Origin of the sequence: Pseudomonas oligotrophica (assembly GCF_021726475.1) — a bacterium.
Lineage (GTDB): Bacteria > Pseudomonadota > Gammaproteobacteria > Pseudomonadales > Pseudomonadaceae > Stutzerimonas > Stutzerimonas oligotrophica.
Genome location: NZ_JAKJRU010000001.1, coordinates 608857 through 623245 on the forward strand (window position 1 = coordinate 608857; position 14389 = coordinate 623245).

Genomic DNA, 14389 nt, shown 5'->3' on the forward strand with positions numbered 1-14389 from the left:
TCCTGAGCAGGCGGCGATCGCAGACGCCGGTCGCCGCCGGTCTTGGACAAGGGGCAGGACATGCAGCCGCAGTTTGACTGGTCGCTCGAACCCCTGATCGACATGTCGGCCGCCGAGTTTCGAGACTGGCAGAGGCTCCTCGAAGAGCGTTCGGGGATGGTGGTCAGCGAAGGCCGGCGCACCTTTCTGCAGACGAACCTGCGCGCCCGCATGCGTGAAGTGGGCGTCGGCGACTACGCCACCTATTACCGCCAGGTCACCGAGGGCCCGCGCGGGGCGGTGGAATGGTCGACGCTGATGGACCGGCTGACGGTGCAGGAGACGCGCTTCTTCCGCCACCCGCCTTCCTTCGCCGTGCTCGAGGACTACCTGGCCGCCCGCCTCGAGCGCGAGGGTGGGCAGCGGCCCTGGTCGCTCTGGAGCGTCGGCTGTTCCAGCGGCGAGGAAACCTACTCCATGGCCATGAGCGCGGCCGAAGTGCTGCGCACGGCCGCGGCGGGCGGCAGCTTCGGCGTGACCGGCACGGACATCAGCCTGAGCGCACTGAGCAAATGCCGCGAGGCGAGCTATGCCGCCCGGCGTCTGGAGGATGTCTCGCCCGAGCGCCGGGCGCGCTATTTCGAGCCCGGCGCCGAGGGCCGCTTCCGTGTCGGTGCGGCGCTGGCGGCGCGTGTCTGCTTTGCAAAACTCAATGTCCTGGACCTGGCCAGTGCGCCGCTGTCGGGCATGGATGTCATTTTCTGTCAGAACCTGTTGATCTATTTCCGCCGCTGGCGCAGGCGCGAGATCCTCAACCGTCTCGCCGAGCGCCTTGCGCCAGGGGGCCTGTTGCTGGTCGGCGTCGGGGAAATGGTCGGCTGGCAGCATCCGGACCTGCAGCCGCTGGCCGATGATCGGGTTCTGGCCTTTATCCGGACAAAACAATGAGCGGAGTCGCTATGGGTGATCGGCACGATTATGTCGCCCTGGAGTGGGTGAAAGGCGAGATCGCCGAGACGCTGAAGCAGGCGCGCCAGGCGCTTGAGGCCTATGTCGAGTCTCCCGCGGACCCGACCCAGATGCGCTTCTGCCTGACCTACGTGCACCAGGTGCACGGCACGCTGCAGATGGTCGAGTTCTTCGGCGCCGCCCTGCTGGCCGAGGAGATGGAGCAGCTGGCCAGGGCGCTGCTCGAGGAGCGCGTGGCCAACCGGGTCGAATCACTCGAAGTGCTGATGCAGGCGATCCTGCAGCTGCCGGCCTATCTCGACCGCATCCAGAGCGCGCGCCGCGACCTGCCGATGGTCGTGCTGCCGCTGCTCAATGACCTGCGCGCGGCGCGCGGCGAGAAGCTGCTGTCGGAGACCAGCCTGTTCGCCCCCGATCTGTCGAGCCGCCTGCCGGCGCTGTCGAGCGAGTCGGTCGAGCGGCTGCGTACCGAGGAGCTGCCGGTGCTGCTGCGCAAGCTGCGCCAGATGCAGCAGGCGGCACTGGTCGGGATCATCCGCAACCAGGACATGACGGCCAACCTCGGCTACATGGCGCGGGTGTTCGTGCGCCTCGAGCAGCTCTGCCAGGATGCCCCGCTGGCGCCGCTCTGGCAGATTTCCGCCGGCTTCATCGAGTCCCTGGCCGGGGGAGGCATCGCCAACAGCGCCTCCATCCGCACGCTGCTGCGCCAGGTCGACCGTGAGTTCAAGCGCCTGGTCGAGCAGGGTGCCGAGGGCTTCAACCAGCCGGCGGCCGACGAGCTGATCAAGAACCTGCTGTTCTACATTGCCAAGGCGCCGGAGCAGTCGCCGCGCGTGCGCGAGATCAAGGCACGCTATCGCCTCGACGAGGCGTTGCCGGACACCGCCATCGTCGACCAGGAACGCGCCCAGCTGGCCGGCCCGGACCGTGGGGCGATGCGCTCGGTGGTCACCGCGCTGTGCGAGGAGCTGGTCAGGGTCAAGGACAGCCTCGACCTGTTCGTGCGCGGCGAGCGCAAGGCCATCGCCGAACTGGGTGGCCTGCAGGCGCCGCTCAAGCAGATCGCCGATACCTTGGCGGTGCTTGGCTTCGCCCAGCCGCGGCGGATCATCCTCGACCAGATCGCGCTCATCCAAAGCCTTGCAGATGGCGCGCGCGAGGTGGACGACGCCACGCTGATGGACATCGCCGGTGCGCTGCTCTACGTCGAGGCCACCCTGGCCGGAATGGTCGGCAGTACCGAGGAGCGTGGCGAAGAGGGCCACCTGCCGACCACCGACGTGGCGCGCATCCACCAGTTGGTCATCAAGGAGGCACGCACTGCGCTGGAGCAGGCCAAGGATGCCATCATCGAGTTCATCGCCTCGCAGTGGAACCACGAGCACCTGGCCCGCGTGCCCGAGCTGCTGACCCAGGCGCGTGGCGGCCTGGCGATGATCCCGCTGCCGCGCGCGGCGTCGCTGCTGCAGGCGTGCAACCACTACATCAACGAGCAGTTGCTGGCGCGCCGCGCAATCCCCGACTGGCAGAGCCTGGATGGCCTGGCCGATGCCATCACCAGTGTCGAGTACTACCTCGAGCGGCTCGCCGACGATTGCGGCAGCCAGGGCGACATGATTCTCGATGTGGCGGCCGAAAGCCTGCAGAGCCTGGGCTATCCGGTCGAGGGCGGGCAGCCGGCGCATGCGCAGGCTGCTGCGCCGGCCATGCCGGACGTCGAGGAAATCGAGGTGCTGCCCGACGAGCAGACGCCGGCGGTCGTGCCGTCCGAACCGGTGGACGAAACGCTGCCAGCGAACCGCGTCGACGAATTTGCCGACTGGTTCGACGGCGGGGCACCCACGCCTGCCGCTATGGCGGGTGTTGGTGGACACCATGCACCGCAACCGGGCGAGGAGCCGATCGGCGAAACCGAGCTGTTCTCGGCTCCGCAAGCGTCGGAATTCTGGCTGGACGAGGGCGACGAGCTGTCGCCGTCGGAGCAGCCTCCCGCGATGCTCGACGCAGGCCTGGCGGCGCAGGACGAGCCCGCGCCGGAACTCGAGCCGTTCGGCGAGTGGGAGCTGCCCGACGAGCCATCGGGGAATGCGCTGGCGAGCGAATGGGACGATGCCGAGCTGATCGACCTGCAGTTGCCCGAGGTCGAATTGCCCGCCGCGCGTGCCGAACCCCCCGCCGCCGAGCCGGTCGCGGCCACAGCGCTGACGCTCGCGGAGGTGATGGCCGCGCCGGTCGCCAGCATCAACCCGCCGGCACAGGAGGCACCACCCAGCCTGTTGCCGCCGCCGGCGGACGAGGAGCCGGTCGACGACGAGCTGCTCGAGGTCTTCATCGAGGAAGCGGCCGAGGTGCTGGAGACCATCGGCAGCTTCCTGCCGCAGTGGCTGGCCGGCGATGAGGGCGAGGCGCTGGTCGAGATCCGACGCGCTTTCCACACGCTCAAGGGCAGCGGGCGGATGGTCCGCGCGCTGGTTATCGGCGAGCTGTCCTGGTCCATCGAGAACCTGCTCAATCGGGTACTCGATGGCAGCATCGAGGCCCAGGAACCGGTGCGTCGCGTGGTAACCGATGTCGTCGCGCTGATGCCCGAGCTGGTCGAGGAGTTCGCCGCCAAGGCCCAGCGCCAGCGTGACGACGTCGACCGGCTGGCCGCCGCGGCGCATGCCCTGGCCAAGGGCCAGCTACCCGCGCCGACGGCTCCGACCGCGGCGACGCCGAGCGAGAGCGTGGCGGCCGAGGACGAGCTCGACCCGCAGCTGCTGGAGATCTTTCGCAACGAGGCCGAGACCCACCTGACCACCCTGGTCGGTTTCCTTGCCGACTGCGCCCAGCGTCTGCCGCAACCGGTGACCGACGCGCTGCAGCGCGCCCTGCACACGCTCAAGGGCAGCGCGCACATGGCTGGCGTGTTGCCGGTGGCGGAAATCGCCATGCCGCTCGAACGCATGGTCAAGGAGTACAAGAACAACCTGCTGCAGATCGACCTGGCCGAGGCCGAGCTGCTGCACGAGGCCGAGCACCTGCTGCGCCAGGGCCTGGCACAGCTGGGCGAGCGCCCCCTGGCGCCGATCCCGGATGCCGCGGACTTCCTGGGGCGCGTGCAGGAGTTGCATCAGCGCCGCCTGGCGGAAGCTGCCGTGCGCACGGAGAACGACAAGGGCGAGGCGCGCGACCCCAGCGTGATCGCCCGCTTCCTGGCCGAAGGCATGGACATCCTGCTCGACGCCGAGGCGCTGCTGCGCAGCTGGCGCGAGCACCCGGCCGAGCGCCAGGAGCTGAGTGCGCTGCTCGACGAGCTGACGGCCCTCGGCCGCGGCGCGAAGATGGCCGACCTGGCGCAGATCGACGACCTCTGCCAGGCCCTGCTGGCACTCTACGGCCTGGTCCAGGAGGGGCGGCTGGCAGTCAGCGAGCGCTTCTTCGACGGCATCGAGCAGGCCCACGAAGCCCTGGTCGGCATGATGGACCAGGTCGCCGCGGCCCTGCAGGTGACGGCACAGCCGGAACTGGTGGCCCGCCTGCAGGCGCTGCAGGCCGAGGCGCGGCCAGCCGAGCAGCCGGCGGCCGATCCTGTCACCGAGCCAGTCGCGCCAGGCGCACCCGGCGAATCGATGCCGGCGGTAGCGCCGGCCGCGGTCGAGGCGGCCGTGGTGTTGGAAGATCTCGACGAGGACATGGTCGAGATCTTCCTCGACGAGGCGGTCGACCTGCTGGAAAGCGCCGCCGACGCCCTCGAGCGCTGGCTTGCCCAGCCGTCCGACCAGCTCACCCTGTCCTCGCTGCTGCGCGACCTGCACACCCTCAAGGGCGGTGCGCGCATGGCCGGCATCCGCCCGATCGGCGATCTGGCCCATGAGCTCGAGTCGCTCTACGAGGGCCTGACCGACGGGCGCTACCTGCATTGCCCGGCACTCGCCGGCCTGCTGCACCGCAGTCACGACCAGCTTGCCCAGCAGCTCGACCAACTCCAGGCGCAGCAGCCGATGACGGCGGCAACCCAGCTGGTCGAGGCGATCCGCGCCTACCGCCAGGGCACGCCGGTCGCGTTGGATGCGACCGATGCCGTCGAGCCAGTGGCCGTGGTCGAGGATGGCGGCGAACCGGCGAGTGCATCGCTGGCCGCGCCGGAGCCGGCCGAGGACGACGATCTGCCTGCCGAGACGGCGGCCGTTGCCAGCGAGGCGGACGACGTCGTGCCAGGCGTGCCCACCGTCGACACCGCTGCCCCCGAGCGCGACCCGGAGCTGGTCGAGATCTTCCTCGACGAAGGCCTGGACCTGATCGAAAGCGCCGCGGCAGGCCTGCAGCGCTGGATGGCCGATCTCGACAACAGCCTCGAGCTCGAGGCGCTGCAGCGCGACCTGCACACCCTCAAGGGTGGCGCGCGGATGGCCGACATCCGTGAGGTCGGCGACCTGGCGCATGAGCTGGAGTATCTCTACGAAGGCCTGTGCGCGGGTAGCTATCGAGCCAGCCCGAGCCTGTTCGAACTGCTGCTCGGCGCCCAGGACGCCCTTGCCGGCATGCTCGACGCGGTGCGCAGTGGCGCGCCGGTTCCCGACGGCAAGGCGCAGATCGAGGCGATTGGCCGCTTTCGGCGCAACCCGGACGAGCGCCTGAGCGAGCCCGGTGCGGTGACTTTGCGGGCGGTGGCCGAGCCCGACCCGGCGGCCGAAGCCGAGATCCTCGACATCTTCGTCGAGGAAGCCGACGAGCTGCTCGAGCAGATGGAAGCGGCGCTCGGGCGCTGGGATGCGGCCGGTGGCGACGAACGCCAGATCAGCGAGATGCTGCGCGTGCTGCATACGCTCAAGGGCGGTGCGCGCCTGGCCGGGCAGGCCGAGCTCGGCAACCTGGCGCATGCACTGGAGCTGCGCCTGATCGAAGCGCAGCAGCAGGGTGCGCCCTGGGCCGATACCCTCTACCTGACCGTCCAGCAAGGCTACGAGGCGCTGCAGCAGGGCGTCGAGCGGATCCGCTCGCTGCTGGCCGCGGACGCCGAACCGGAGCAGCCTGCGCTCGGCGAGCCGGCACCGGTGGCGCAGCTGCCACAGCCGATCGTCGCCGCGGCCAACCTGGCGGAGCCGGCCAGCCAGGCCCCGGCCAAGATCCTGCCGTTCATCCGCCGGGCGCAGCTGGCGGCCCAGGAAGCGGCTGCGCGGCGCGCGCCGCAGGAAATGATCAAGGTGCCGGCCGAGCTGCTCGAAGGCCTGGTCAACCTGGCGGGCGAGACCTCGATCTTCCGGGGGCGCGTCGAGCAGCAGGTCAGCGACGTCAGCTTCACCCTCGGCGAGATGGAGGCGACCATCGAGCGGGTCCGCGACCAGTTGCGCCGCCTCGACACCGAGACCCAGGCGCAGATCCTCAGTCGCTACCAGGCCGAGGCCGAGCGCGCCGGCTACGACGACTTCGACCCGCTGGAGATGGACCGCCACTCGCAGCTGCAGCAGCTGTCGCGCTCGCTGTTCGAGTCGGCGTCCGACTTGCTGGACCTGAAGGAAACCCTCGCCGCGCGCAACCGCGATGCCGAGACCCTGCTGTTGCAGCAGGCGCGGGTCAACACCGAGCTGCAGGAAGGCCTGATGCGCACGCGCATGGTGCCCTTCGAGCGCCTGGTGCCGCGCCTGCGGCGCATCGTCCGCCAGGTTGCCGCCGAGCTCGGCAAGCAGGTCGAGTTCGTGGTCGGCAACGCCACCGGAGAGATGGACCGCAGCGTGCTCGAACGCATCGTCGCGCCGCTGGAGCACATGCTGCGCAACGCGGTCGACCACGGCATCGAGCCGATCGCCGCGCGGCGTGCCGCCGGCAAGCCGGAGCAGGGCACGATCCGCCTGGATCTTGGCCGCGAGGGCGGCGACATCCTGCTGACCCTGAGCGACGACGGTGCCGGCATCAACCTCGCCGCGGTGCGCCGCAAGGCCATCGAGCGCGGCCTGATGAGCGCCGACAGCGACCTCACCGAGCACGAGATCCTGCAGTTCATCCTCGAGGCCGGCTTCTCCACCGCGGCGCAGGTCACGCAGATTTCCGGCCGTGGCGTGGGCATGGACGTGGTGCATTCGGAGGTCAAGCAGCTTGGCGGTTCGATGAGCATCGAGTCGGCAGCCGGGCAGGGCACGCGCTTCCTGATCCGCCTGCCGTTCACCGTATCGGTGAACCGCGCGCTGATGGTCTATTCCGGGGAAGACCTCTATGCGATCCCGCTGAATACCATCGAGGGCATCGTGCGGGTCTCGCCCTACGAGCTCGAAGCCTACTACCAGCCCGGTGCGCCGCGCTTCGAATATGCCGGGCAGGCCTACGAGTTGCGCTACCTGGGTGATCTGCTGAGCAACGGCCAGCGGCCCAAGCTGGTGGGCCAGAGCCTGCCGCTGCCGGTCATCCTGGTGCGCTCGAAGGAGCACAGCGTGGCAGTGCAGGTCGACAGCCTGGCCGGCTCGCGGGAAATCGTGGTGAAGGGGTTGGGCCCGCAGTTCGCCGGCGTGCCGGGGATTTCCGGCGCGACCATCCTCGGTGACGGCCGCGTGGTGGTCATTCTCGACCTGCTGGCGACCATCCGCACCCTGCACGCCCAGCTGCAGTTGCAGCAGCGGCCGCGCCTGCTGCCGCAGGTGGCCGAAGTGGCCGAGCCCGAGCACGGCCGGCCGACGCTGGTGATGGTGGTGGACGACTCGGTGACGGTGCGCAAGGTCACCAGTCGCCTGCTCGAGCGCAACGGCATGAACGTGATGACCGCCAAGGACGGGGTGGACGCCATCAGCCAGCTGCAGGAGCGCAAGCCGGACATCATGCTGCTGGACATCGAGATGCCGCGCATGGATGGCTTCGAGGTGGCCTCGCTGGTGCGCCACGACGAACGGCTCAAGGACCTGCCGATCATCATGATCACCTCGCGCACCGGCGAGAAGCACCGCGACCGTGCCCTGGCCATCGGGGTCAACCAGTACCTCGGCAAGCCCTACCAGGAATCGCTGCTGCTGGAGAGCATCGAGCAGCTGGTGCAGCGCAATGGCTGACACCAGCCCGGCACGCATCGCCGTGCTCGCCGACACCTCGCTACAGCGCCACGTGTTGCAGCAGGCGCTGGGTGCCAACGGCTACCGGGTGGTGCTCAACAGCGACCCGGCGCGCATGGAACTGGCCGACCTGGAGGGCGCGGAGGCCGACCTCTGGCTGGTCGACCTGGCGCAGACCGAGGATTCGCCCCTGGTGGATGCGCTGCTGGAACGCGACAGCCGGGTGCTGTTCGGCGAAGGCCATGCGCCGGAGCGCCATTCGGAGCACTATCCGCGCTGGGAGCGCCGGCTGTTCGGCAAGCTCAAGCGCCTGGTGGGCGATCCGAGCCGCGAGATCGGCCCGCGCCTGGAGGGCTTGCGCGGCGGCAGCGGCGGTAGCGGTGTCCTGGCTTTGCCGGCCAGCCTGCGCGACGCGCAGCCGCTGGCCGACGAGGCGGCCGAGGAGGTCTGGCTGCTGGCCGCGTCCCTCGGCGGGCCGGAGGCGGTCAAGGCCTTCCTCGATGCGCTGCCCGCCGGGCTACCGGTGGGCTTCATCTATGCGCAGCACATCGAGGCGAGCTTCGAGGCGACGCTGTGTCAGGTCATCGGCCGGCACAGCCAGTGGCGGGTCAGCCCGTGCCGCGACGGCGAGCGGGTGCGCTGCGGCGAGGTGGTGGTCGCGCCGATCGCCCGTGAACTCGGCTTCGACGATCAGCTGTGCCTGCAGCGCAGTCCGCGTGGCTGGCCCGAGCCCTATAGCCCGTCGATCGACCAGATGATGCTCAATCTCGCCCAGCACTTCGGTGCGCGCTGCGGCGCCATCGTGTTCAGCGGCATGGGCAGCGACGGCAGCGCCGCGGCAGCCTACCTGCTGCGCCAGGGCGGGCAGATCTGGACGCAGCGCGCCGAGTCCTGCGCCTGCTCGAGCATGCCGGACACCCTGCGAGAGGGCGGGTACAGTTCGCTGAGCGGCGACCCGCGCGAGCTGGCCCAGGCCCTGGTCAACCACTTCGCGCAGCAAGCCTGCGCTGCCATGCCGTCCTGAGGACCCATCGATGACCCAATCGGTCGTATCCACCGAGGCGCCGGCCAGCCTCAACTGCCTGTTGGTGCCGCTGGCTGACCGCCACCTGCTGATCCCCAACGTGCTGGTCGCCGAGCTGATTGCCTACCGTACGCCGCAGACGGCGCCCGGATTGCCTTCCTGGCTGCTTGGCCAGGTGCAGTGGCGCGACCTCACGCTGCCGCTGCTGTGCTTCGAGGCGGCCACCGGCGGCGAGCCGCGCATCGGCCCGGGCGCGCGGGTGGTGGTGCTCAATGCGCTGGGCGGCCGCGAGCACGTGCAGTTCATCGCCCTGCTGGTGCAGGGCATCCCGCGTTCGCTGAAGGTCGATGCCGGGTTGCCGCGCTCGGAGGTGCCGCTGGGCCCGCTGGAGCTGGATGCAGTGGACCTTGGCGACGCCCAGGCGCGCATTCCGGACCTGGTGGCGCTGGAGCAGAAGCTCGCCGACGCCGGCCTGATCTGAGCAGCCGGGTGACTCCGGTGCGGGGCGGGCGCCAGTCGCGCTGAGCGCGACGCGGCCCCTGCAGCCTCAGCCTGCCAGGTCGCCCCACAGGTGCTGGGCGACGCTCAGCGCCACCACCGGCGCGGTCTCGGTGCGCAGCACCCGCGGGCCGAGGCGGGCCGGCAGGAAGCCGCGCTGACGGGCCTGCTCGACTTCCGCGTCGCTCAGTCCGCCCTCCGGGCCGATCAGGAAGGCCAGTTCGCGCGGCGGCGCATGGCTGGCCAGGGGCTCGGCGACCGGGTGCAGCACCAGCTTGAGCGTCGCCTCGACGGCCAGCCAGTCGCCCAGCGCCATGGGCGCATGAATGACCGGCAGCACCGAGCGGCCACATTGTTCGCAGGCGCTGATCGCGATCTGCCGCCAGTGGGCGAGGCGCTTGTCGGCGCGCTCGTCGTTCAGGCGCACCTCGCAGCGTTCGCTGAGCACCGGCGTGATCTCGCTGACGCCCAACTCGGTGGCCTTCTGGATCGCCCAGTCCATCCGCTCGCCGCGCGACAGGCCCTGGCCCAGGTGGATGCGCAGGGGGGATTCGGCGAGCCCCGGCAGCTGCTCCTCGAGCTCGACCTGTACCTGCTTCTTGCCCACCTCGGCCAGCCGGCCGCGGTACTCCTGACCGCTGCCGTCGAACAGCTGCACCGCGTCGCCGGCGGCCAGGCGCAGCACGCGGGCGATGTAATGGGCCTGTGCGTCCGGCAGCAGATGGCGGCCGAGGGACAGGGGCAGGTCGACATGGAAGCGGGAAAGTCGCATAGGTTTTCAGTGGTGTGTGGGCTGGGCCGTGGATTGTAGCGCCTCGCGCGAGTGCTCAGCCCGGGTCGCGAAAGCCCGGATAGCGATCGCCGGGCACCGCCACGCTGACCCGCTCGCGGGTCGCCAGCTCGATGCCCTGTTCGGCGACCTCGGCGAGGAAGTCGATCTGCTGCTCGGTGATGCAGTACGGCGGCAGGAAGTACACCACGCTGCCCAGCGGCCGCAGCAGCGCGCCACGCTCCAGAGCATGCTGGTAGACCTTCAGGCCGCGCCGCTCCTGCCAGGGGTAGGGCGTGCGGCTGGCCTTGTTCTGCACCATCTCGATGGCCAGCGCCATGCCGGTCTGGCGCACCTCGGCGACATGCGGGTGCCCGGCCAGGTGCGCGGTGGCACTGGCCATGCGCGCGGCCAGCACCTTGTTCGCCTCGATCACGTTGTCCTCGGCAAAGATGTCCAGGGTCGCCAGCGCCGCGGCGCAGGCCAGCGGGTTGCCGGTGTAGGTGTGCGAGTGGAGGAAGGCGCGCAGCGTTTCGTAGTCGTCGTAGAACGCCTGGTAGACGCGGTCGGTGGTCAGCACCGCGGCCATCGGCAGGTAGCCGCCGGTCAGCGCCTTCGACAGGCAGAGGAAGTCCGGGGTGATGCCGGCCTGCTCGCAGGCGAACATGGTCCCGGTGCGGCCGAAGCCGACGGCGATCTCGTCGTGGATCAGGTGCACCTCGTAGCGATCGCAGGCCTCGCGCAGCAGCTGGAGGTAGACCGGGTGGTACATGCGCATGCCGCCGGCGCCCTGGATCAGCGGCTCGACGATCACCGCGGCGATCTCGGCATGGTGTTCGGCGAGGGTCTGCTCCATGTGCGCGAACATGGCGCGCGAATGGTCCTCCCAGCTCACCCCTTCGGCACGCAGGTAGCAGTCCGGGCTGGGCACCTTGAAGGTGTCGAGCAGCAGCGGCTTGTAGGTGTCGGTAAACAGCGCCACGTCGCCCACCGACATCGCCGCCACCGTTTCGCCGTGGTAGCTGTTGGTCAGGGTGACGAAGCGCTTCTTGTCGGTCTGCCCGGCGTTGCGCCAGTAGTGGTAGCTCATCTTCAGCGCTACTTCGATGCCGGTCGAACCGTTGTCGGTGTAGAACACCCGCTCCAGCCCGGGTGGCGTCAGCGCCACCAGCCGCTCGGAGAGCTCGATCACCGGCTGGTGGCTGAAGCCGGCGAGCATCACGTGCTCGAGGCTGTCGAGCTGCTCGCGGATGCGCGCGTTGATGCGCGGGTTGGCGTGGCCGAACACGTTGACCCACCAGGAGCTGACCGCGTCGAGGTAGCGCTTGCCGTCGAAGTCCTCGAGCCAGACCCCATCGCCACGCCGGATCGGGATCAGCGGCAGCTGCTCGTGGTCCTTCATCTGGGTGCACGGGTGCCAGAGCACGGCAAGATCACGTTGCATCCATATCTGGTTCAGGCTCATGGTGTTCGGCTCCTCGTTCGGCAACGCGGCAGCCTAGCAGAACGGGGCGCGCTGGCGTGGCGCGAGGAGGGTCGGTTATCGAGCGAGTCGATCATATGGAGCGAAAAACTGCGCTCTACGCCGATAGGTTTGTCGTTAGGCTTGTGCAATCGAAGAAGGGAGCTGGTTCATGCAATGGCGTAATACTTTGCGCGACTACGGGTTGGTGAGCATCCTGCTGCACTGGCTGATCGCCGTCGCGGTGTTCGGGCTGTTCGGCCTCGGGCTGTGGATGGTCGGCCTCGACTATTACAGCGCCTGGTATCGCAAGGCGCCGGACCTGCACAAGGGCATCGGCGTGCTGCTGTTCATGCTGATGCTGCTGCGCCTGGTGTGGAAGCTGTTCAACCCGCGCCCGGCGCCGCTGCAAAACCACGGCAGCGCGGTGCGCCTGTTCACCCGCCTGGGCCATGGCCTGCTCTACCTGGGGCTGTTCGCGGTGATGGCCAGCGGCTACCTGATCTCCACCGCCAAGGGGCGGCCGGTCGAGGTGTTCGGCTGGTTCGAGGTCCCGGCGCTGGTGACGTCCATTCCGCGACAGGCCGACGTCGCCGGCCTGCTGCATGAATACCTCGCTTGGGCGCTGGTGATCCTCGCCGTGTTGCACGCCCTGGCCGCCCTCAAGCACCACTTCATCGACCGTGACGCGACGCTCAAGCGCATGCTGGGCCGCCACTGACTATCCAAAGGAGAACATCCGCATGTTGAAACGCACCTTCGCCGCCCTGGCACTCGGCTCGGCACTCTTCGCAGGCCAGGCCCTGGCCGCCGACTACGTGATCGACAAGGAAGGCCAGCACGCCTTCGTCAACTTCAAGATCAGCCACCTCGGCTACAGCTGGCTGTACGGTACCTTCAAGGACTTCGACGGCAGCTTCAGCTTCGATGCGGCCCAGCCCGAGGCAAGCAAGGTGCAGGTGTCGCTGCAGACCGCCAGCGTCGACACCAACCACGCCGAGCGCGACAAGCACCTGCGCAGCGACGACTTCCTCAATGTCGCCAAGCACCCGACCGCCACCTTCGAGTCCACCTCGGTGAAGTCGACCGGCGAGGGCAGCGCCGACATCCACGGGAACCTCACCCTCAACGGCGTGACCAAGCCGGTGGTGATCGCCGCCAAATTCATCGGCGAGGGCGACGACCCCTGGGGCGGCTACCGCGCCGGCTTCGAGGGCAGCACCACGCTGCGCCTGAAGGACTTCGACATCAGCATGGACCTCGGCCCGGCCTCGCAGACCGTGGACCTGATCATCTCCGTCGAGGGCGTGCGCCAGTAAGCGTCGCCGCGCGGGACAACGCCGGCCTCGTGCCGGCGTTTTGCGTTGTGGCCTTATGGCCGTGAGCGTGGATGGGATGCGCATTCCAGCCGCTTCGGCGGTTTACAGACAATCATGGATGTAAGTATATTTCCGGGTCTTCGCCCTGCGCCGCGGCGTTCGCCGCCATGGCCGGCCAGCTTCTGAATGAGGTTACCCATGTCGATCAAGCCAGCCAGTGCTGCTCTGGTTTCCGTTCTGTCCCTCGCCGCCCTGCTGGCCGGCTGCGATGAGCAGTCAGCCCCGGCCCAGCAGCAACCGGCGCCGCAGGTCGGTGTCGTCACCCTGCAGGCCGAACCCTACGCGCTGACCACCGAACTGCCCGGCCGCACCCATGCCTACCGGATCGCCGAGGTGCGCCCGCAGGTCAACGGCATCATCCAGAAGCGCCTGTTCGCCGAGGGCAGCGAGGTCAAGGCCGGGCAGCAGCTGTACCAGATCGACGCGTCGGTCTACGAGGCCACGCTCAAGAGCGCGCAGGCGCAGCTGGCCTCGAGCAAGTCGCTGGCCGACCGCTACGCCGACCTGGTCAAGGACCAGGCGGTCAGCCGCCAGGCCTACGACGAGGCCCGCGCGGCCAGCCTGCAGGCCGAGGCCGAGGTGGAGCGCGCGCGCATCGACCTGCGCTACACCAAGGTGCTGGCGCCGATTGCCGGGCGTATCGGCCGCTCCGCGGTGACCGAGGGGGCCCTGGTGAGCAACGGCCAGAGCGATGCCATGGCCACCATCCAGCAGCTCGACCCGATCTACGTCGACGTCACCCAGCCGGCGCGCGACCTGCTGGCGCTGCGCCGCGACCTCGAGCAGGGCCGCCTGCAGAAGGCCGGCGAGAACGCCGCCAAGGTCACCCTGACGCTCGAGGACGGCAGCCAGTACGGCCACGAGGGCACCCTGGAGTTCTCCGAGGTCTCGGTCGACCCCGGCACCGGCTCGGTGACGCTGCGCGCGACCTTCCCCAACCCGGATCGCCTGCTGCTGCCGGGCATGTTCGTGCATGCGCGGCTGGTGGCCGGCCTGAAGAACGAGGCCATCCTGGTGCCGCAGCAGGGCGTCACCCGCAACGCCAAGGGCGAGCCGACCGCCATGCTGGTCAACGCCGAGAACAAGGTGGAACTGCGCACCCTCAAGGTCCAGCACACGGTCGGCAATCGCTGGCTGGTCGAGGAGGGCCTGCAGGCCGGTGACCGGGTGATCACCGAGGGCCTGCAGTTCATCCAGCCGGGCGTCGAGGTCAAGGCGGTGCCGGCCGGCAACGTGGATCCGCAAGGCGGGACCGCTCCCGCCGGCCAGGCCAAAGAAGGCTGAGGATTA

General features: G+C 69.3%; 9 protein-coding genes. 7 read left to right on the plus strand and 2 right to left on the minus strand.

Features of this window, described 5'->3' with window-relative positions:
• Positions 1–60 precede the first annotated feature (60 nt).
• The 4 genes from L3N39_RS02825 to L3N39_RS02840 are packed head-to-tail and all read left to right on the plus strand — an operon-like array spanning position 61 to position 9472.
• A complete protein-coding gene (locus L3N39_RS02825; RefSeq protein ID WP_237255950.1) occupies positions 61–927 on the plus strand; it encodes a protein-glutamate O-methyltransferase in 867 nt (288 codons plus the stop codon).
• Between the two features lie 11 nt (positions 928–938).
• On the plus strand, positions 939–7967 hold the full coding sequence (locus L3N39_RS02830; protein WP_237255951.1) for an Hpt domain-containing protein: 7029 nt from the start codon (positions 939–941) through the stop codon (positions 7965–7967).
• Positions 7960–8991: a chemotaxis protein CheB gene (locus tag L3N39_RS02835; RefSeq protein ID WP_237255677.1), complete on the plus strand. Its 1032-nt coding sequence runs from the start codon at positions 7960–7962 to the stop codon at positions 8989–8991. Before L3N39_RS02830 ends, L3N39_RS02835 begins: the two co-directional genes overlap by 8 nt.
• Positions 8992–9001: 10 nt before the next feature.
• Positions 9002–9472 carry a chemotaxis protein CheW gene (locus L3N39_RS02840; RefSeq protein WP_237255678.1) on the plus strand — a complete coding sequence of 157 codons (471 nt, stop codon included), beginning with the start codon at positions 9002–9004 and terminating at the stop codon, positions 9470–9472.
• Positions 9473–9538: 66 nt separating this feature from the next.
• On the opposite strand, the gene L3N39_RS02845 is transcribed toward L3N39_RS02840, so the two are convergent.
• A complete protein-coding gene (locus L3N39_RS02845) occupies positions 9539–10261 on the minus strand; it encodes a 16S rRNA (uracil(1498)-N(3))-methyltransferase (protein WP_237255679.1) in 723 nt (240 codons plus the stop codon).
• A 55-nt stretch (positions 10262–10316) separates the two neighbouring features.
• The gene (locus tag L3N39_RS02850; RefSeq protein WP_237255680.1) at positions 10317–11723 is read right to left on the minus strand and encodes an adenosylmethionine--8-amino-7-oxononanoate transaminase; all 1407 of its coding nucleotides are present in this window, start codon (positions 11721–11723) and stop codon (positions 10317–10319) included.
• Positions 11724–11892: 169 nt separating this feature from the next.
• On the opposite strand from L3N39_RS02850, the gene L3N39_RS02855 reads away from it, so the two are divergent.
• The 3 genes from L3N39_RS02855 (at position 11893) to L3N39_RS02865 (ending at position 14383) form a co-directional block, all read left to right on the plus strand.
• Positions 11893–12441: a cytochrome b gene (locus tag L3N39_RS02855; RefSeq protein ID WP_237255681.1), complete on the plus strand. Its 549-nt coding sequence runs from the start codon at positions 11893–11895 to the stop codon at positions 12439–12441.
• A 22-nt stretch (positions 12442–12463) separates the two neighbouring features.
• The gene (locus L3N39_RS02860) at positions 12464–13039 is read left to right on the plus strand and encodes a YceI family protein (RefSeq protein WP_237255682.1); all 576 of its coding nucleotides are present in this window, start codon (positions 12464–12466) and stop codon (positions 13037–13039) included.
• Positions 13040–13237: 198 nt separating this feature from the next.
• On the plus strand, positions 13238–14383 hold the full coding sequence (locus L3N39_RS02865; protein WP_237255683.1) for an efflux RND transporter periplasmic adaptor subunit: 1146 nt from the start codon (positions 13238–13240) through the stop codon (positions 14381–14383).
• Positions 14384–14389 lie beyond the last annotated feature (6 nt).

Bases quoted from the DNA above. Each gene is read 5' to 3' on its own strand.
- L3N39_RS02825 (WP_237255950.1), top strand. From the start codon at position 61: ATGCAGCCGCAGTTTGACTGGTCGCTCGAACCCCTGATCGACATGTCG.
- L3N39_RS02830 (WP_237255951.1), top strand. From the start codon at position 939: ATGGGTGATCGGCACGATTATGTCGCCCTGGAGTGGGTGAAAGGCGAG.
- L3N39_RS02835 (WP_237255677.1), top strand. From the start codon at position 7,960: ATGGCTGACACCAGCCCGGCACGCATCGCCGTGCTCGCCGACACCTCG.
- L3N39_RS02840 (WP_237255678.1), top strand. From the start codon at position 9,002: ATGACCCAATCGGTCGTATCCACCGAGGCGCCGGCCAGCCTCAACTGC.
- L3N39_RS02845 (WP_237255679.1), bottom strand. From the start codon at position 10,261: ATGCGACTTTCCCGCTTCCATGTCGACCTGCCCCTGTCCCTCGGCCGC.
- L3N39_RS02850 (WP_237255680.1), bottom strand. From the start codon at position 11,723: ATGAGCCTGAACCAGATATGGATGCAACGTGATCTTGCCGTGCTCTGG.
- L3N39_RS02855 (WP_237255681.1), top strand. From the start codon at position 11,893: ATGCAATGGCGTAATACTTTGCGCGACTACGGGTTGGTGAGCATCCTG.
- L3N39_RS02860 (WP_237255682.1), top strand. From the start codon at position 12,464: ATGTTGAAACGCACCTTCGCCGCCCTGGCACTCGGCTCGGCACTCTTC.
- L3N39_RS02865 (WP_237255683.1), top strand. From the start codon at position 13,238: ATGTCGATCAAGCCAGCCAGTGCTGCTCTGGTTTCCGTTCTGTCCCTC.